Origin of the sequence: Bradyrhizobium sp. SZCCHNR1043 (genome assembly GCF_032489675.1) — a bacterium.
Taxonomy (GTDB): Bacteria; Pseudomonadota; Alphaproteobacteria; order Rhizobiales; family Xanthobacteraceae; genus Bradyrhizobium.
Map to the genome: position 1 here is coordinate 1 of NZ_JAUEYN010000026.1, position 16644 is coordinate 16644.

The 16644-nt window shown below is 65.0% G+C and carries 14 protein-coding genes, 1 tRNA gene and 1 pseudogene; 5 read left to right on the top strand and 11 right to left on the bottom strand.

Going from position 1 to position 16644, the window contains the following annotated elements:
- Nucleotides 1-507: 507 nt before the first annotated feature.
- Together QX039_RS32245 and QX039_RS32250 are read left to right on the top strand one after the other, a co-directional pair.
- Nucleotides 508-717: pseudogene (locus QX039_RS32245) on the top strand (transposase); the annotation flags it as partial.
- 172 nt (nt 718-889) lie between these two features.
- On the top strand, nt 890-1096 hold the full coding sequence (locus QX039_RS32250) for a helix-turn-helix domain-containing protein (protein WP_315774017.1): 207 nt from the start codon (nt 890-892) through the stop codon (nt 1094-1096).
- A 36-nt stretch (nt 1097-1132) separates the two neighbouring features.
- Here QX039_RS32250 and QX039_RS32255 read toward each other — a convergent pair whose 3' ends face one another.
- From QX039_RS32255 to QX039_RS32265, 3 genes are all read right to left on the bottom strand, one after another.
- Nucleotides 1133-2359 (bottom strand): tyrosine-type recombinase/integrase, encoded by a 1227-nt coding sequence (locus QX039_RS32255; protein WP_315773996.1) that lies wholly within the window; start codon nt 2357-2359, stop codon nt 1133-1135.
- Nucleotides 2360-2584: 225 nt separating this feature from the next.
- Nucleotides 2585-2661 (bottom strand) — tRNA-Arg (locus QX039_RS32260).
- 116 nt (nt 2662-2777) lie between these two features.
- Entirely contained in the window at nt 2778-3038 is a 261-nt protein-coding gene (locus QX039_RS32265; protein WP_315737659.1) for a hypothetical protein, read from the bottom strand.
- Nucleotides 3039-3262: 224 nt separating this feature from the next.
- Here QX039_RS32265 and QX039_RS32270 point away from each other — a divergent pair, with 224 nt between their 5' ends.
- Nucleotides 3263-3706: a hypothetical protein gene (locus tag QX039_RS32270; protein ID WP_315737660.1), complete on the top strand. Its 444-nt coding sequence runs from the start codon at nt 3263-3265 to the stop codon at nt 3704-3706.
- A 236-nt stretch (nt 3707-3942) separates the two neighbouring features.
- On the opposite strand, the gene QX039_RS32275 is transcribed toward QX039_RS32270, so the two are convergent.
- Together QX039_RS32275 and QX039_RS32280 are read right to left on the bottom strand one after the other, a co-directional pair.
- Nucleotides 3943-4236, bottom strand: coding sequence for a histone (locus QX039_RS32275; protein ID WP_315737661.1), 294 nt, complete (start codon nt 4234-4236; stop codon nt 3943-3945).
- Nucleotides 4237-4308: 72 nt separating this feature from the next.
- Nucleotides 4309-5754 (bottom strand): deoxyribodipyrimidine photo-lyase, encoded by a 1446-nt coding sequence (locus QX039_RS32280; protein ID WP_315737662.1) that lies wholly within the window; start codon nt 5752-5754, stop codon nt 4309-4311.
- Between the two features lie 126 nt (nt 5755-5880).
- Here QX039_RS32280 and QX039_RS32285 point away from each other — a divergent pair, with 126 nt between their 5' ends.
- Nucleotides 5881-7584 carry a methyl-accepting chemotaxis protein gene (locus QX039_RS32285; RefSeq protein WP_315737663.1) on the top strand — a complete coding sequence of 568 codons (1704 nt, stop codon included), beginning with the start codon at nt 5881-5883 and terminating at the stop codon, nt 7582-7584.
- A 6-nt stretch (nt 7585-7590) separates the two neighbouring features.
- On the opposite strand, the gene QX039_RS32290 is transcribed toward QX039_RS32285, so the two are convergent.
- From QX039_RS32290 to QX039_RS32315, 6 genes are all read right to left on the bottom strand, one after another.
- Nucleotides 7591-8895 carry a TRAP transporter large permease subunit gene (locus QX039_RS32290; protein ID WP_315737664.1) on the bottom strand — a complete coding sequence of 435 codons (1305 nt, stop codon included), beginning with the start codon at nt 8893-8895 and terminating at the stop codon, nt 7591-7593.
- Between the two features lie 88 nt (nt 8896-8983).
- Entirely contained in the window at nt 8984-9589 is a 606-nt protein-coding gene (locus tag QX039_RS32295) for a TRAP transporter small permease (protein ID WP_315737665.1), read from the bottom strand.
- A complete protein-coding gene (locus QX039_RS32300; protein WP_315737666.1) occupies nt 9582-10583 on the bottom strand; it encodes a TRAP transporter substrate-binding protein in 1002 nt (333 codons plus the stop codon). Before QX039_RS32300 ends, QX039_RS32295 begins: the two co-directional genes overlap by 8 nt.
- Nucleotides 10584-10858: 275 nt before the next feature.
- A complete protein-coding gene (locus QX039_RS32305) occupies nt 10859-12517 on the bottom strand; it encodes a hydantoinase B/oxoprolinase family protein (protein ID WP_315737667.1) in 1659 nt (552 codons plus the stop codon).
- A gap of 1 nt (nt 12518) precedes the next feature.
- A complete protein-coding gene (locus tag QX039_RS32310; RefSeq protein ID WP_315737668.1) occupies nt 12519-14603 on the bottom strand; it encodes a hydantoinase/oxoprolinase family protein in 2085 nt (694 codons plus the stop codon).
- Between the two features lie 898 nt (nt 14604-15501).
- Nucleotides 15502-16014, bottom strand: a complete 513-nt coding sequence (locus tag QX039_RS32315; RefSeq protein WP_315773998.1) for a DUF6789 family protein — start codon at nt 16012-16014, stop codon at nt 15502-15504.
- A 112-nt stretch (nt 16015-16126) separates the two neighbouring features.
- Between QX039_RS32315 and QX039_RS32320 the strand changes: the two genes are divergently transcribed.
- Nucleotides 16127-16633: a Spy/CpxP family protein refolding chaperone gene (locus tag QX039_RS32320; protein ID WP_315737670.1), complete on the top strand. Its 507-nt coding sequence runs from the start codon at nt 16127-16129 to the stop codon at nt 16631-16633.
- The last annotated feature ends 11 nt before the right edge of the window (nt 16634-16644 follow it).

Below are 16644 nucleotides of genomic sequence, written 5' to 3' on the forward strand. Positions count from 1 at the left end.
TCCGGTTCGATGAGCGGGGAAGGGAAACGGGGCGTTGCCGAATGGCCCAAGCCACCGCGCCCTTCCTCGACTCTACCTGAGCAGGAAACGGCTTTCCGGAGAATAGAGCGTTTTGAATTGCAGGCTTTGCCAGGGCTTTGGCTCGGAAGCCTGCAATCTTCGGATTGAGATGCCCTCGAATCGCGAAGCCTGATTCGATGACGCATCGGAGGGATCGATGCGGCCGAAGAGGCCGAAGGTGACGGAAGGCGATCTGTTCCGGGCCAGGCTCGATCAGATTATCAACATGAAGCACGAGCTCGTTCAGCTCGTGGCTAAGGTGGACTGGGACTAGATCGTCGATCAGGTCGCGCCGCTCTACGGCTGCGGAAGGGCTCGGCGCGCTGGTGCAGAAACCGGCTACGGCCCATGAACTGAGACGGCCCCTATCTCAGCGGCACCCTGGCGACCGTGCCCCTCGGGCTTAATCCAGTTTGAAGTTCCTTTCTGGCCAGCAACGAGGACCAGATCACGAAGCGCAGCCGCTTTACCGAAGAGCAGATCATCGGGATTTTGAAGGAGCACGCGGCTGGCGTTCCGGTCACCGACCTGTGCCGTAAGCATGGCGTGAGCGACGCCAGCATTTATAAGTGGAAAGCCAAGTTCTGCGGAATGGACGTCTCGGAGGCTAAGCGGCTGAAGGCGCTGGACACCCAATTGCACGAAATCGCGGCCGAAACCGCGCCTGCGGGACTTCGGACGTTGCCGAGCATCGGCTTCGCCTCCAGCAGACGGGTCGGCACGCCTTAGCTCATGCCAAAGGCAATAAGCTCGCGGCGGGCCGACAGAGGAGGGGCATCCCGGACGACAAATGAAGCGAGACCAACCCAAGATGCCAAAGCGCGAACCTATGCTCCGAACCGCTCCGGAAAAGCTCGGCCTCACCGTTCCAGAGGCTGCGGTACTGTCTTCGCTGGGCCAGACTTCCCTTTACAAGGCCATCAAAGAAGGGCGGCTGCGAATCCGAAAGTATGGCACGCGGACGATCATCACGCGCGCGGATCTGGCAACCTTCTTGGAAAGCCTACCTGACGGGACCAAGCAGTCCGAGCGGTGACATTCCTCGTCGGGGCAAGGTCGATAGCTTGAATTCTCAGGCGACCTTCATCGGGGTCACATTGCTCTTTGGTCGTTGCGTCGCGAAGTCCGCGAATGTCTGCATCACATGCAGTCGCTTCTTCAGGGCCTCGCCGCGCTTATAGGCCTTTTCGGCATCGTCGCCCGTGATGTGGTGCAGGCAATGCTCGACGATTTCTTCCTCGAAGTGGGTTTGCTCCTGCGCCCAGGTTCGAAACGTCGTGCGGAATCCGTGCACAGTCAGGGATTCGTCTCCGGTGAGCTCCTTGAGATATTTGAGCATGGTCATGTTGCTCATCGGTCTCTTTAGACTGCGACCGGGAAACACGAATTCGTCACCCACGCGGCTCTCGTAAGCCTTGCGCAAATAGGTCAGCGTCTGCCGGGGCAATGGCGTGCGCTTTGGCCGCTCGTTCTTGGTGCCGAGAAAGCCAAGATCCCAGATTCCGTTTTCGAGATCGAGTTGCGCCCAGCGCATGTTCTGAACTTCGGCGGTTCGTCCCAGGGTCAGGATGATGACCTCGATCGCCCGCGCGCTTTGCGTCGAGATGGCGCTGAGCTTGTGCATGAACGCCGGTAGGTCTTGGTAGTCCATCGCCTTGTGGCCGCCCCGTATCGTGCCACGCCGCCGTTGCCTGGGCATGATCGGTTGCAGTCGGCTGGCCCAATCAGCCGGGTTATCTTTCGGTCGCAGGTTGTGGGCGATCGCTGCGTCGAGAATCTTTTTGATGATCTGGCGAGCGGAGCGCGAGGTCTCAGGCTGGTGCCAGATCGGCATAAGCACGTTGACGACATGCGCGGTCTCGATCTCGTGGACCCAGAGCTTGTGGAGCGGATGGCAGATCACCTGCACGATGCGCTTGAGCTTTGCTTTTGCGGCCTTGTGCCTCATGCCGGTCTCGTAGGTTCGCCGCCATTCCTCGGCGAATTCGCCGAACTGGCGCGAACCCTGGGTGCGGCGTTTCTCGTTGTCGCGGTGCTCTCTCGGATCGGTCCCCTTTGCCAGCAGCCGCAGAGCGTCAATTGCCTTGTCCCTGGCCTCGGAGAGCCTCAGGCCGGTTTCCTTGGCCGAACCAAAGCCCATCTTCTTGACGATGCCGTTGCGCTGGTAACGGAACGCCCAGCGGCGGCCGCCACTTGGGGTGACGATCAGGTAGAGGTTGTTGCCGCACGGGTATTCACCGGGCCCGACGGAGAGATAGTTCTTGGCGGTGATCTCGGGCTTTTTAGTTAGAAGCTGCATAGGAGATTTAAACTCCTGTCCCTCGCTGAAAAGGCGCTTTTTCAGGCCGGGGTGATTCTAACTCAGGTCGAGGGATGGCCAAAGGGCGGTCTGGCGGAGTTCGCCGACGATCGCCGATGGTACGCTGCAGTCACCGAAAGCACGAAAATCTGCGATCTAACAAGGCGTTATTGCGCACTTCGGCGGCGATCGGCGATGGCTGGTGAAGGGTGGCGAAGACGGGCCTGGCGCGCTCGGAGAGATTCGAACTCCCGACCCTCGGAATCGAAATCCGATGCTCTATCCAGCTGAGCTACGAGCGCGCGGTGCGGGCCAAATCTCCAGCGTCACCGGGATACCAGACTTGGATGGGCAAGGCCAGCCTCCGCCGCGCATGAATGGTCGTTCGCCGAAGCTGGCTCAGCGTCCCCGGATGGCATCAGAAGCAGGGATGCCGGCGTCGGTCCTGGCCGATATAGGCGGCCGAGCTCTGGTAGCAGTGGTTGGTGGAAGGACCGTCATAGAACGCAAAGGTGCCGGGCAGCGGGCCGGGGCCATAATTGTGCAGGAAGCTGATGGCGTAGGGCAGCCCGTAGTGGTGGCGATGATGCCGATGATGGCTGCGTGCCTCGGACGTGGCGGGCACCAGGGCGGCAGTTGACACGATCAAGGCGGCGGCGAGGGATGCGAGCTTGCTCATGACTTTTCTCTTCTCCGGAAAACGACGTCAAGGCCGGCCGTCTGGCCGGTAGCCTAACGCGGAAGTGGCGGAAAGGGTGCGCAAAAGGCGATAGTTCGTCAAAATTTTGGCCTTTTCCGCATGCTTAAGGAGACCATGACAAGGTCCGGCAAGTGCCGTCGTGCATTTGGCTCGAGGCGTTGTCGCGACAGCGCCAGAAAAGACCGGGTTTGCCCGTCCGATCCATGAATCGCCTGATCCCAAGCGTCGTGCTCCTGCTGGTCGCCGCTAGCCCGGTGCGTGCGGATTTGCACATTACGCGCGATCATGGTGGCTACATCGAAGAGTACAAGGCCAAGTACAAGCACATCCGGGAAACGCATCAGCGCGTCATCATCGACGGCATCTGCAATTCGGCCTGTACGCTCGTCTTCGGCTTGGTGCCGCTCAACAGGATCTGCGTCACGCCCAGGGCCAGCCTCGGCTTCCACCAAGCCTATTACGACAAGGCGTTCACGTTCGGCATCAAGGTCACCAGCGTGGAGGGGACGTCCGAACTGATGTCCTATTACCCCGATTCGGTGAAGGACTGGATCCGGCGCAACGGCGGGCTCACCACCGAGATGAAGCGGATCAAGAACGGCATCGAGCTCTGGAAGATCGTCGACCCCTGTCCTGACGTCTGGTGAGGACGACGTTCCTCCTCGAGACGCCGGCCTCTCCGACGGCTCCGATCGTCGCGCCGGGTTGCAGCATGTATGCTGCGTTATGCCCTGGACACCGGATCGTGGTTCCGGGCCGGCATCCGGACCACACCACACGAAACAATCCAGCGCCAGATTGTCCCCACGACCGGGCACTGGATTGTTTCGCCGAGTCGGCCGGGGCAAGCCGATCGCCTGCCTTCAGGCCGGGCCGAGCAGAATCAGCGCTTGGCCTTCTTCGTCTTCTTGGCCGCTTTCTTGGTGGCCTTCTTGGCCGTCTTCTTCGCAGCTTTCTTGGCCGCCTTCTTCACAGTCTTCTTGGCGGACTTCTTGGTCGCGACCTTCTTGGCCTTGGCGGCGGCCCGCTTGGGTGCAGCCTTCTTGGAGGTCTTCTTCGCGGTCTTCTTGGCCGCTCGCCGGGCCTTAGGTGCCGTCGTGATCACCGGATCCTTCGGCGCCTCGGCGGGCATGCTGGTCTCGGTCACGGTCGGATCAGAGAGTGGAGTGTCGTCCATATCGGGTCCCCCGATTTGTTGGAAACCCTGCGACGATAGCTGGATTCTCCGTGCTGTCAAAGCGCACCCCAACTAATCACTTGTGCGCAAGCTCGCGTAGGCTGCCAGCGCGCGCTCCCGCCCGGGCTTGTGATCCACGAACGGCGCCGGGTAGGTGCGGCCGAGTGCAACCCCGGCCTCCGCGAGCTCGAGCGGCTTTGCCGCCCAGGGCTGGTGGACCAGCGCGGCCGGCAGGCGCGCCAGCTCCGGCACCCAGCGGCGGACATAGGTCCCGTGAGAATCGAACTTCTCGCCCTGCAGCACGGGATTGAAGACGCGGAAGTAGGGCGCGGCGTCGGCGCCCGATCCTGCAACCCATTGCCAACTTGCCGGATTGCTGCCCGGGTCGGCGTCGACCAGCGTGTCCCAGAACCACTGTTCGCCGAGCCGCCAGTCGATCAGAAGGTGCTTCACGAGCAGCGAGGCGACCACCATACGGACGCGGTTGTGCATGCTTCCGGTATGCCAGAGCTCGCGCATGCCGGCGTCGACGATCGGATATCCGGTTCGCCCGCGCTGCCAGGCCTGCAGCGCTGCATCATCCTGAGCCCAGGGAAAGGCGTCGAATGACGGCTGCAGGTTGCGGGTTGCGAGGTCGGGATTGTTGTAGAGCAGGTGGCGGCTGAACTCGCGCCAGCCGAGCTCGCTCAGGAACTTGTCGATGCCGGCGGCGGAAGCCGGACGTTCGGCGGCGGCAAATCGCGCCGCATGCCAGACCTGGCGCGGGCTGATCTCGCCGAAGCGCAGATGCGGCGAGAGCCGGGAGGTCGCCTCGATGTCGGGCCGGTCGCGATCGGCGGCATAGGTCTGAACGGCCGTTTCGAGAAAGCTGGCGAGGCGCGCCTGTGCCGCGCGCTCGCCGGCTTGCCATGACGCGCGCAGGCCGCCCGCCCAGTCGGGCTTGCGCGGCTCGAGCGCGAGCTCGTCGATCGGCAAGCTCGCGCCGCCGGGGGCGTGCGACAGCCGGGCCGGCCGCGGCAGCGGCTTCGGCGGATCACCCAGAGCGAGCACGCGCTTCCAGAACGGCGTGAACACGCGCGGCCCGCGTCCATCCTTGCCGCGCAACTCGGCCGGATCGACCAGAAGGTCATCGGGAAACACGCGTGAAGAGACGCCGATCTCGGCGAGTGCTGCTTCGACATCGGCAGCCACGGCGCGGGGAGCGGCCTGCGCGACATCGTTCCAGTACACCGCGCCGGCCTTGGTCTCACGCGCCAGTTCGCAGAGCACCTCGGCCGCGGCTCCACGGCGGATCACGAGCCCGGCGCCGAGCGCATGTAGTTCGGCCTGGAGTGCACGCAACGATTGCGCGAGCCACCAGCGCGTCGCGCCGCCGAGCGGACGCAACCCAGGGCTTTCCTGATCGTGGACGTAACTACAAACGATCCGAGTGCCCGACCTTGCTGCTTCATACAACGCGGGGTGGTCAGAGAGCCGCAGGCTCTCGCGAAACCACACGATGATGGGGGAGGAGGACATGATCAGGGTATCTTACTGCCGTTTTTATAGAGAGTTCCGGTATTCTACGTTCCGGAAAATAACTGCTTTGAAACGAACTACGGGCACTTTGAGATTCAGTTGCAGTTCCCCTGGAAGGTTTATGACGTGTCCGTCAAATTGAAGCTCGGCACCAAGGCGCTGATCGGCGCCGTTGTCGTGATCGCCCTGAATACCGCCCTGGTCGTCGGCGCAGCGTACTGGTCGCTGTCCTCTGACTTCGCCGACCGCGCCAAGCGCGACATCGAAGGCAATCTGCGCACCTTTGCGCTGACGTTCACCGAAACGTTCAAGGACGCGAAAGTCAGCGTGCAGAACGGCGTCGTTACGCGCATCGAGATTACGGCGATTCCCGAGATCAAGGATCACGCGATCGTCGATCGCGCGGTGTCCTATGTCGGCGGCAGCGCCACGCTGTTCGTGGTCGATGACAGCGGCCAGTTCGTCCGCCGCTCGACCAACGTGAAGAAGGAGAATGGCGACCGCGCCGTGGGCACCCAGCTTGCCGCGGATCATCCGGCGCAGGCGCTGCTGCGCCGCGGCGAGGCTTACAAGGGCCCCGCGACGCTGTTCGGCAAGTCGTTCATGACCGCTTATTTTCCCGTCACCAATCCGGCTGGAAAGGTGATCGGCATTCTGTATGTCGGCGTGCCCATGGCCGAGCTCGACGCCATGCTGTCGCAGGCGATGCGGACCATGGTCGTCGCCGCTGCGATCGCCGCGCTGCTGGTGCTCGGCCTGACCATGCTGGCGGTGCGCCGCGTCACCAAGCCTCTCGCCGCGGTGACCGATGCGCTCACCGCCATCGCCGAGGGCCGCGAGGACGTTGCGATCAAGTCCGATGACCGCAGCGACGAGATCGGTGAGATCGCCCGCAGCCTGGTCGTGTTCCGCAGTGCCGCGAGTGAGCGGCGCCGGATGCGCGAGGAGCAGACGGCTGCGGCCGCCGCGGCCGTCGAGCAGCGCAAGGCCGAGCTGCAGCGTTTCGTCGATTCGTTCCAGGCCAGCATCGGCGGCATCATCGAGAACGTCTTGACCTCGTCGGGCGAGTTCGAGCGCGAGGCGCGCCAGCTCACCCAGACCGCGCGGACCACCGCCGACCTGTCCGGCCATTCGGCCGGCGCTTCGGAAACCGCTTCCGAGCACGTCCGCACCGCGGCCGTTGCCTCGGACGAGCTGTCCGGCTCGATCGCCGAGATCATCCGTCGCGTGCAGGAGTCCAACGCCATCGCCGCCGAGGCAGTCAACCAAGCCACCGCGACCGACCAGCGCATCAAGGAGCTGTCCGACGCCGGCAACCGCATCGGCGACGTCGTCAAGCTGATCACCTCGATCGCCGAGCAGACCAACCTGCTGGCGCTCAACGCCACCATCGAGGCGGCCCGGGCCGGCGATGCTGGCCGCGGCTTCGCGGTGGTCGCTCAGGAGGTCAAGACCCTGGCCGGGCAGACCGCCAAGGCGACGGAGGAGATCTCCAGCCAGATCGCCAACATGCAGACCGTGACCCAGGAATCGGTCGACGCCATCAAGGCGATCGGCTCGACCATCGAGCGCATCAACGGGATCGCCGCCTCGATCTCGGCCGCCGTCGAACAGCAGCGCGCCGCCACGCAGAACATCACCCAGAGCGTCCGCTCGGCCGCGACCGGCACCGCAGAGGTCGTCGAGAACATCCGCAGCGCGGCGCGTGGGGCAGGCGAGACCGGCGAAAGCTCCAACCGGATGTTCGCCTCGGCCCAGGCGCTGTCCAGCGAGAGCCTGCGGCTGAAGGCCGAGGTGCAGAAGTTCCTCGACGGGATGCGCGCGGCCTGACAAGCGCTACCCGTAGAGCCATCGTGGCAGGATGGTCACGATGCCCGGAAACAGCGTGAGCAGCAGCACGAAGGCGATCATGATGACGAGGTAGGGGGCGGTCACGCGGGCGATGTAGCCGAGACCGTCCTCCGTCAGTCCCTGAATCACGAACAGGTTGAAGCCGACCGGCGGCGTGATCTGGGCCATCTCGACGGCAAGCACCAGGAAGATCCCGAACCAGACCTCGTCGAAGCCGGCGCCCTTCACGATCGGCAGCACGATCGGGAGCGTCATCACGATCATCGAGAAGCCGTCGAGAAAGCAGCCGAGGATCAGGTAGAACACGATCAGGACGGCGATCAGCATGAACGGTGACAGGCCGAGCCCCTTCACGAAGGTGGCCACGGCTTGCGGGATGCCGAGGAAGGCCGCGGCATTGCCCAGGATCGACGCGCCGAGCACGATCAGAGCGATCATCGAGCAGGTGATGACCGAGCCGATCATCACGTCGCGCACCACCTGCAGCGACATCGACCCCTGAAAATAGGCGACCAGCGCCGCGCCGAGCACGCCGACGGCGGCGGCCTCCGACGGCGTGGCGAGGCCGCCATACATCGAGCCGAGCACGCAGGCGATCAGGAACAGGGCAGGGGCGAGGTCCTTCAGCGCGGCGAAGCGCTCCGCCCACGGCACCTGCGACAGCAGCGCCTCCGCCTTTGGCACCATGGCGGGCCTCAGCGTCGTATGCAGCATCACCCAGCCCATGAAGGTGCCGGCCAGCAGCAGCCCCGGCAGCACGCCGGCGGTGAACAGCTTGAGGATCGAGACGTCGCCGAGCACGCCATAGATGATCATGATGTTCGACGGCGGGATCAGGAAGCCGAGCGTGCCGGCGCCGGCGAGCGAGCCGATCGCGATGTCGCGCGAATAGCCGCGGCGCAGCAGCTCGTTGAGCGACATCCGGCCGATCACCTGCGTCGTCGCCGCCGACGAGCCGGAGATCGCGGCGAAGATGGTGCAGCCGATGACGTTGACGTGGAGCAGGCGGCCCGGCAGCAGGCCGGCCCACGGCGCCAGGCCCTGGAACAGCGAGCGCGACAGCCGAGTGCGGAACAGCAATTCGCCCATCAGGATGAACAGCGGCAGCGCCAGCAGCTCCTGGGTGGTCAGGATGTTCCAGGCATATTGCGGAAGCAGCTTGTCGAGCGGGATCGAGCGGAACATCGCCAGCAGCAAGGTCGCTGTGAGCGCGAGCGTGAGCCCGATCCACAGGCCGCCGGCGAGCAGCGCGAACAGGATGGCGAACAGGGCGATGACTTCGATGGTCATGAGGCGACGGAGTCCGCGGTGAGTGGGGCGGGCGGGGAGGGACATGGATGCCCGGGACAAGCCCGGGCATGACGGAGGGAGGACGTTTTCATTCGACCGGCGAGGCCTTCATCCGGTGATCCTCCACGGGCAGCCCCAGCGCGGCCTGGATTGCACGCGCGAGGAATTGCAGGGTCAGCAGCAGCATGCCGAAGGTGACGACGGCCTGCGGAAACCACAGCGGCGTGTCGCTCGAGGTCGAGACCTGGCCGCGCATGAACGAGCCAAAGGCGAACTTCGTCATCGCCCAGGTCAGGAACGCCATGAAGGCGAAGCCGGCGGCTGCCGCCAGCACCTCCATCGCGCGCTGCAGCGGTGCCGGCACGTTCTTCAGGAGCAGCACGACGCGGATGTGGCCGCCGACGCGGAGCGTCATGGCGGCGCCGAAGGTGAACGAGGCCGCCATCAGGTAGGACGAGTATTCCCAGGCGATCGAGATCGTCGGCGGGAAGAACGGCAGCACGTTCGACAGTGCCCGCGTCGTGACCTCGGCAAGCATCAGCAACGTCAGCGTCAGCAGGCAACCGCCGCCGATCCAGCCATCGAGCCGGCCGAGCCGGTCGATGACGTCGAGCAGGATGCGCAGCGGCGCCGGCGCCGCTGCGTTGAGGCTCGCCGTCTGGCCCGGCGACGGCTCCACGAGGCCCTCAGCCACGCTTCATCTCGGCGAGATAGGCCTTCACCGGCACTTCGGCGGCGGGCACGCGCTTGAGGAAGGCGTCCATCAGCGGCGCGGTCTTGGTCCGGATTTCCGTCATCATGGCGTCGGAGACCGCAACGACTTCCATGCCGCCTTCCTTGAGCCGGTTGAGGCTGTCGACGTCGGCCTTGACCGAGTTGGCCCAGAAGGTCGGCTCCATCTTCGCGGCGACGTCGGTGATGATTGTCTGCTGCTCGGGCGCCAGCGCCTTCCAGGAATCCAGGTTCACGTTGAGCATCTGCGACGACCACACATGGTTGGTCGGGTAGACGTATTTGAGGAACTCCCAGAACTTGCCGTCGACACCCGATACCGACGAGGTCGAGACGCCGGCGACGGCGCCCGAGGCCAGCGCCGGGATCGTCTCGCCCCAGGGGATCATGACAGCGGCCATGCCGATGGCGTTGAGCATGTCGACCGCGTTCTTGTCGGGCACGCGGATCTTGATGTTCTTCAGCCCGGCGACGTCGGAAACCTTGGCCTTGAGGTGCAGATATTGCGTCGGCCACGGCACGATGTAGAGGATCTTCTGGTTGTTGCGCGCCGCGATCTTCTCATATTCGGGCCGCACATATTTGTGCAGCACCTTGAGCTCGTCCATCGAGCCGGCGAGGAACGGGATGCTCTCGACACCCATGAACGGCTCGTCGCCGACCTGCTGGATGTTGAGCACGTCCGCCAGCGGCACCAGGCCGTCGCGCACGGCGCGCAAATGCTCAGGCCCTTTGAAGCCAAGCTGACCGCCGGCCTTCACGGTGATGTTGACCGCACCGCCCGTCTGCTTCTTCACCTCCTCGGCAAAGGCCATCGCATTCTGGGTGTGGAAGTTGCCGTCGGGCCAGACCGTGGACATGTCCCAGGTCGTCGTTGCGGCGCGTGCCCTCGTTGAGACATGGCTGGCTGCGAGCAGGGTAGTTGCACCTGCCGTGAACGTCCGTCGCGTGATCATGAGTGTCTCCGGGTTCGTTGCTGAGCTATTTGCATGAGATCGAAAAAGGTTGGGCGAGCACTATGCTCGCGGCCATCCTTCGAGACGCCCGCCTGCGGCGGGCTCCTCAGGATGAGGGTACGTTGCGCGGCAAGATGCTGATCCTCTCCATGAGGACTTTTCTCATGGTCAATGTGCAGCATCGATCGCGGTACTAAACCCTCATGGTGAGGAGCGTCGCCCTTGCGACGCGTCTCGAACCATGAGGCCACAAATGTTCCGGCGGGCATGAGATCTCACCGCGCCTGTCCGTAGAGCTTTGCTGCATTGTCCGCCGACACCAGTCCGCTCTCGACATCGCTCCGCACCAGCTCTGCGGCCCGCTCCCCGGGATCGCCGATGCCGGCACCGCCGGGTGTCAGCACCACCAGCCGGTCGTCCGGCGGCACGGTCTGAAAGCCCTTGCCGCGCAGCTTCTTTCCTGACTTGAGCCCGACATAGCCGGCCTGGCCGTTGTGGCCGCCGTCGCGGCCGCGCGGCGGGTGACCGATGCGGTCGAAGGCGGCGAGGATGTCGAACGGCGCATCGACGCCGCTGCCGACCTCGATGATCTGGCCGAGGCCGCCGCGGGTGCGGCCGGCGCCGCCGGAATCCGGCCGCAGCTCCTTGCGCCAGAAGATCAGCGGCGTCTGCGTCTCGGCAATTTCGACCGGCGTGCCGCGGACGCCCGAGGGATAGGCGGTCGCCGACAGCCCGTCCTTGTCGAAGCGGGCACCGGTGCCGCCGTTCGAGGTCACCGCCATCGAGAATCCGTAATTGCCGCCGGCGCCGGAGCGGGTCTGGCCGCGCACATTGAGATTCCACAGGCAGGAGGTGCCTTCGGCAGGTACGCGCTCCGGGATGATCTGGCGCAGGCAGCCGAACACCACGTCGGGCAGCATCTGGCCGATGACATGGCGCGAGGCGACCGGCGCGGGCTTCGGCGCATTGAGGATCGCGCCCGATGGCGCCGACACTGTGAGCGGCGACAGCGAGCCGGCATTGTTGGGGATCGCGGAGGCCACGACGCAGCCGAGCCCGAACACGGTGTAGGCCGTGGTGTAGGACAGCGGCACGTTAATGCCGAACTTCGAGGCCTTCGACGTGCCGTCGAAATCGACGTGGATGCCGTCGTCCGAGATCGTCAGCGCTGCCTTCAAAGTCACCGGCGCGTCGTAGCCGTCGACGACCATCTCGTTGCGCCAGGTGCCCTTGGGCAGCTTGGCAATCTCGGCCAGGACGGCCTCGCGCGAGCGGTCGCAGATGTAGTCGCCGAGCTCATCGAGCGAGGCAATGCCGAACTCGGTCATCATCTCGACCAGGCGCTGGCAGCCGACATCGTTGCAGGCGGCGAGCGAGTAGGTGTCGCCCTCGGTGTCCACCGGCAGGCGTGTATTCGCTCTGATCATCGCCATCAGCGTCTCGTTGACGACGCCCTGGTCGATCAGCTTCAGCATCGGGATGTACAGTCCTTCCATGAATACGTCGGTGCCATCGGGGCCGAAGCCGATGCCGCCGATGTCCATCAGATGGCTGGTGCAGGAGAACAGCGCGACCGGCTCGCCGTCCTTGAAGCAGGGCGTGGTGACGACGAAGTCGTTGAGATGGCCGGTGCCCATCCAGGGATCGTTGGTGATGTAGGCATCGCCCGGCTTCATCGTCGCAATCGGGAAATGCGTGATGAAGTGCTTCACCGACTCGGCCATCGAGTTGACGTGACCGGGCGTGCCGGTGACGGCCTGCGCCAGCATGCGGCCCTTCAGGTCGAACACGCCGGCGGAGAGGTCGCCGCATTCGCGCACGATCGGGCTGAAGGCGGTGCGCAGCAGCACCTGGGCCTGCTCCTCGACCACGGCGATCAGCCGGTGCCACATGATCTGCAGGTCGATCAGGCTCGTCGCTTGGAACTGGCTCATCTCAGGCCGCCTTCCGTTCCATGACGATGCTGCCGGCACCGTCGATATGTGCGTCAAAACTGTTGGAGATGAAGGTCGAGGTTTCGTCCTCGGCGATCACGGCCGGTCCCGCGATGACGGCGCCCGGCATCATCTGCTCGCGGCGATACAGCGGGATGTCGACGAAGCGGCCGGCGCGGCCGTCGAAGAATTTGCGATGGCCGGCGGCTTGCCCCGCGGGCTTGCGCTGCACCTCGGCGACAGCAGGCGGTTGGTGCGCGTCCGTGGTCGCGAGCACAGACCAGCTCAGCACCTCGATCGCTGCGCCGGGGATCGGGCGCTCGAACAAAGCGGCATAGCCCGCCTCGAACGAGGCGCGCAGCGCCGGCAGGTCGTGCGCGGTGAGCGGGCGGTTCGGCAGCTCGACATTGATCTCGTGACCCTGGCCGACATAGCGCATGAAGGCGGCGCGGCGCTCGCGCACCGCAGCTCCAGCCGCACCCGGCTCGACCAGCGCACGCGCCTCGTCCGCCATCTCCTGCAGCAGGCTGGAGACGAGCGCCGTATCGAAATCATCGAGCCGGGCATGGCGGCTGCGCACCAGCTCATAGGCGATGGGCGCGGCGAGGAAACCGACCGCCGAGCCGACGCCGGCGTTGGACGGCACGATCACCCTGGCGACGCCGATCTTCTCGGCGACGCGGGCGGCGTGCAGCGGCGCGGCGCCGCCGAACGCGATCAGCGTGTGCTGACCAATCACGGCGCCGCGCTCGACGGCGTGGACGCGCGCCGCGCTCGCCATGTTCTCGCAAACGACTTCATGCACCGCATAAGCCGCGGTCTCGGCATCGAGGCCGAGCGGCGCGCCGACGTCGCGGAGCAGGGCCTGTCTCGACAGCTCGGGATCGAGCGTGATGGTGCCGCCGGCGAACGCGTCGGGATCGATCATGCCGAGTGCGACGTCGGAATCGGTCACGGCAGGACGCTGGCCGCCGCGGCCGTAGCACGCAGGACCGGGCTCGGAGGAGGCGCTCTCAGGGCCGACGGTGACGCGCTTCATTGCGTCGATCCGCGCAATCGAGCCGCCGCCGGCGCCGATCTCGACCATCTCGATGACGGGGATGCGCACCGGCAGGCCAGAGCCTTTCAGGAAGCGCGCGGCGCGATCGACCTCGAACACGCGCGAGCTCTCCGGCTCGAAGTTCTCGATCAGACAGATCTTGGCGGTTGTGCCGCCCATGTCGAACGACAGCACCTTGCGCTCGCCGAGCCGCGCCGCAATCTGGCCGGCGAAGATGGCGCCGCCTGCGGGACCGGATTCGACGAGGCGCACCGGGAAGCGCCGCGCCGTCGCGATCGAGGTCACGCCGCCGCCCGACGTGACGAGATAGATCGCGCCGCGGAACTGCTCGATCCTTAGCGCCTGCTCCATGCGCGCGAGATAGCTGTCCATCAGCGGCTGCACATAGGCGTTGGCGACGGCGGTCGACGTGCGTTCGTACTCTCGGATTTCGGGACAGACCGCCGAGGACAAGGTGATCGACATGTCCGGCATTTCCTCGGCCAGGATCTCCGCGGCGCGGCGCTCATGCGCGGGATTGGCATAGGCGTGGAGGAAGGCGATCGCGATGCTGGCGACATCGAGCGTGCGCAGTTGCGGCACCAGCGCACGCACCGCCGCTTCGTCGAGCGGCAGCCTGACGTCTCCGTGGGCATCGACGCGCTCGGGCACGGTGAAGCGCAGGGAGCGCGGCACCAGCGGTTTCGGCTTGTCGATCGAGAGATCGTACTGGTCGTAGCGGCTCTCGGTTCCAATATCCAGAACATCGCGAAAGCCGGAAGTGGCGATCAGCGCGGTCTTGGCGCCGCGGCGCTCGATGATGGCGTTGGTCGCGAGCGTGGTGCCGTGAATGAAGACGTCAATGTCGCTGATGCGAGCCTTTGCGTCGGCAAGAATGAGGCTGACGCCGTCGAGCACGGCCTGCTCGGGCTGCGCCGGCGTGGTCAGCAGCTTGCGTGTCCGGCGCTGACAGCCGATGTCGAGAACGATATCGGTGAACGTGCCTCCGATATCGACGGCCAGCCGGACTTCGGCTCCTTCAAGCATTCGATGGTCTCCGCAAGCGACGAATTGATGTGCGAGTTCAGCAATTCCTATGCCATTGCGCCAGCGGAGATGCAGCTTGCTGCTCTGCGTTTGGTGCGGTGCGGATTTGAGGTCGCGGTGCGATCGGCGCGCAACCTTGCTGATCGTGGGGCGGTTGTTTGCTAGCAACATTGAATACGACGCCGCGTTCAGTGCTGCTCACATGCTCCGCTGTCGTCCCGGCGAAAGCCGGGACCCATAACCCCAAGGGAGCGGTTTGGGGCAGGCCGATCATTTGACACCCTCTGCATCATATCCGCTGCGGAGTATGGGTCCGGGATCGGCGCCGCGTCGCGCTGACGCGCGCCGTGGCTTGTCCGGGACGACAGCGGAGATCGGAGCGCGTGCGGAGCATCTCGAAGACGTGCGTTCGCATTCCCGCGGCATGATCAGCCCGAGTTCTGCGGCCTGTTTACCCTCTGCAAAACGAGAGGGTGCAGGGAATGCCGGGTGAAGGCCTCACCCATGGCCCGCCTGCGAAAAAAAATGCAGGCGGCAGGTACCACAGGCAAAGCCGATCAACCGGCATTCCCTGCGCGATGTCTTCACGCTTATACGCAGTCTCCCTGGTGCGCCGAGCGTGTTGGCCACCATGATCCGCGCGGCGCCTCGAGCGCCGTCGCGAACGTAACACCAGCATCGGGGTGTCAGGACGCTGCGACTTCGCGTCCGCAATCATGCCGGTCGTCTGCGCCGAAGGCGCGTCCGGCATGACTGCGGCCACCGCATCCCGCACCCGACGTTCGTGACGACGCGTACGTCCCTCTGCATGGGGCGGGACGACGCGGATCATACATGATTTACGAGAAAACGAAAGCAAAAAATTTCGGTCTTTTCGAAGTAGACGAGACGGCGGCGCTCAGACGTGATCGCTTTCTCCGACTCGGCGAAGCTCGGCCTTCGGATCCGGTCTCTGCAGGGCCGCATACACGGCGCCCAGCACGACGCTGTACGCCTCGACCATCGCCAGCGAAAACAGCGCCGGGCCGGCGCCCAGCCCGAGCGACGTTGCGAACGGTCCAAGGCCGATGGCGGGAAACAAACCGATTCCGAGCAACACCCAGCCGGCGAGCCCGAGCAGGAAGCCTTTGGCGACGCCGCTGCCGCCGGGCAGGCGGTGGAAGAAGCGGCCGAACAGCAGGCCGATCAGGAAGGCTCCGTTGAGCTGCGACAGCAACCATAGCGGCGCCCCATCGTGCATCGCTCGGGCGAACAGGGGCGAGAGCGTGTCGAGAAGCGCCGAGGCGGGATCGAACTGCGGCAATAGGTGAAGCCGGCTCTTGAGCTCCATCAGGCCGATATGCGCCAGCGTCCCGCAGCCCGATGCGACCGCCGACGTCCATATCCAGCGATAGCTGCGTATCTTTGTCATCTCCTCTATTCGCCATGGCTCGTCCGTGGCTCGTTGATCTCGCTCAAGCATGCGATCTCGCCGCTCGCTTAGTTTGCGCAAACTCATTGGTGCCACGTCAAGGAGTTCTGCAATGCGATTAGATCCACGCGCGCTGGTCTTCGCGGCCGCAATCGTCACCGTCACCGCCGCACCGGGCTTTGCCCAGCCGGGCGCGGGCGGACCAGGTTGGGGCCCGGGCATGATGATGGGGCCGGGGATGATGGGCGGCCGGGGCTTCGGCTTCCTTTGCAATCCCCGCATGGCCGGATTTGCCGAATGGCGGATGTCGCAGATCGAGGCCGCCATCAAGCCGAACGACGCGCAGCGGGCGCGGCTCGATGATCTCAAAGCGGCATCGGCCAAGGCGGCGGAGCTGATCACGAAGGACTGCCCGGCGACGCCGCCGGTCAAGGCGACCGACCGCCTCGCATTGGCGGAGCAGCGGCTCGACACGATGCAGCAGGCGATCAAGATCGTCCGGCCGGCGTTTCAGGCGCTCTACGACTCGCTCGATGACAAGCAGAAGGCGGCCATGGACGCCAGCGGTCCGCGCAACTGGGGCTGGCGTCACTGGCATTGGCCGTGGAGCGACGAGTAGCCGAGATCTGG

Bases quoted from the DNA above. Each gene is read 5' to 3' on its own strand.
- QX039_RS32250 (WP_315774017.1), top strand. From the start codon at position 890: ATGCTCCGAACCGCTCCGGAAAAGCTCGGCCTCACCGTTCCAGAGGCT.
- QX039_RS32255 (WP_315773996.1), bottom strand. From the start codon at position 2,359: ATGCAGCTTCTAACTAAAAAGCCCGAGATCACCGCCAAGAACTATCTC.
- QX039_RS32265 (WP_315737659.1), bottom strand. From the start codon at position 3,038: ATGAGCAAGCTCGCATCCCTCGCCGCCGCCTTGATCGTGTCAACTGCC.
- QX039_RS32270 (WP_315737660.1), top strand. From the start codon at position 3,263: ATGAATCGCCTGATCCCAAGCGTCGTGCTCCTGCTGGTCGCCGCTAGC.
- QX039_RS32275 (WP_315737661.1), bottom strand. From the start codon at position 4,236: ATGGACGACACTCCACTCTCTGATCCGACCGTGACCGAGACCAGCATG.
- QX039_RS32280 (WP_315737662.1), bottom strand. From the start codon at position 5,754: ATGTCCTCCTCCCCCATCATCGTGTGGTTTCGCGAGAGCCTGCGGCTC.
- QX039_RS32290 (WP_315737664.1), bottom strand. From the start codon at position 8,895: ATGACCATCGAAGTCATCGCCCTGTTCGCCATCCTGTTCGCGCTGCTC.
- QX039_RS32300 (WP_315737666.1), bottom strand. From the start codon at position 10,583: ATGATCACGCGACGGACGTTCACGGCAGGTGCAACTACCCTGCTCGCA.
- QX039_RS32305 (WP_315737667.1), bottom strand. From the start codon at position 12,517: ATGAGCCAGTTCCAAGCGACGAGCCTGATCGACCTGCAGATCATGTGG.
- QX039_RS32310 (WP_315737668.1), bottom strand. From the start codon at position 14,603: ATGCTTGAAGGAGCCGAAGTCCGGCTGGCCGTCGATATCGGAGGCACG.
- QX039_RS32315 (WP_315773998.1), bottom strand. From the start codon at position 16,014: ATGACAAAGATACGCAGCTATCGCTGGATATGGACGTCGGCGGTCGCA.
- QX039_RS32320 (WP_315737670.1), top strand. From the start codon at position 16,127: ATGCGATTAGATCCACGCGCGCTGGTCTTCGCGGCCGCAATCGTCACC.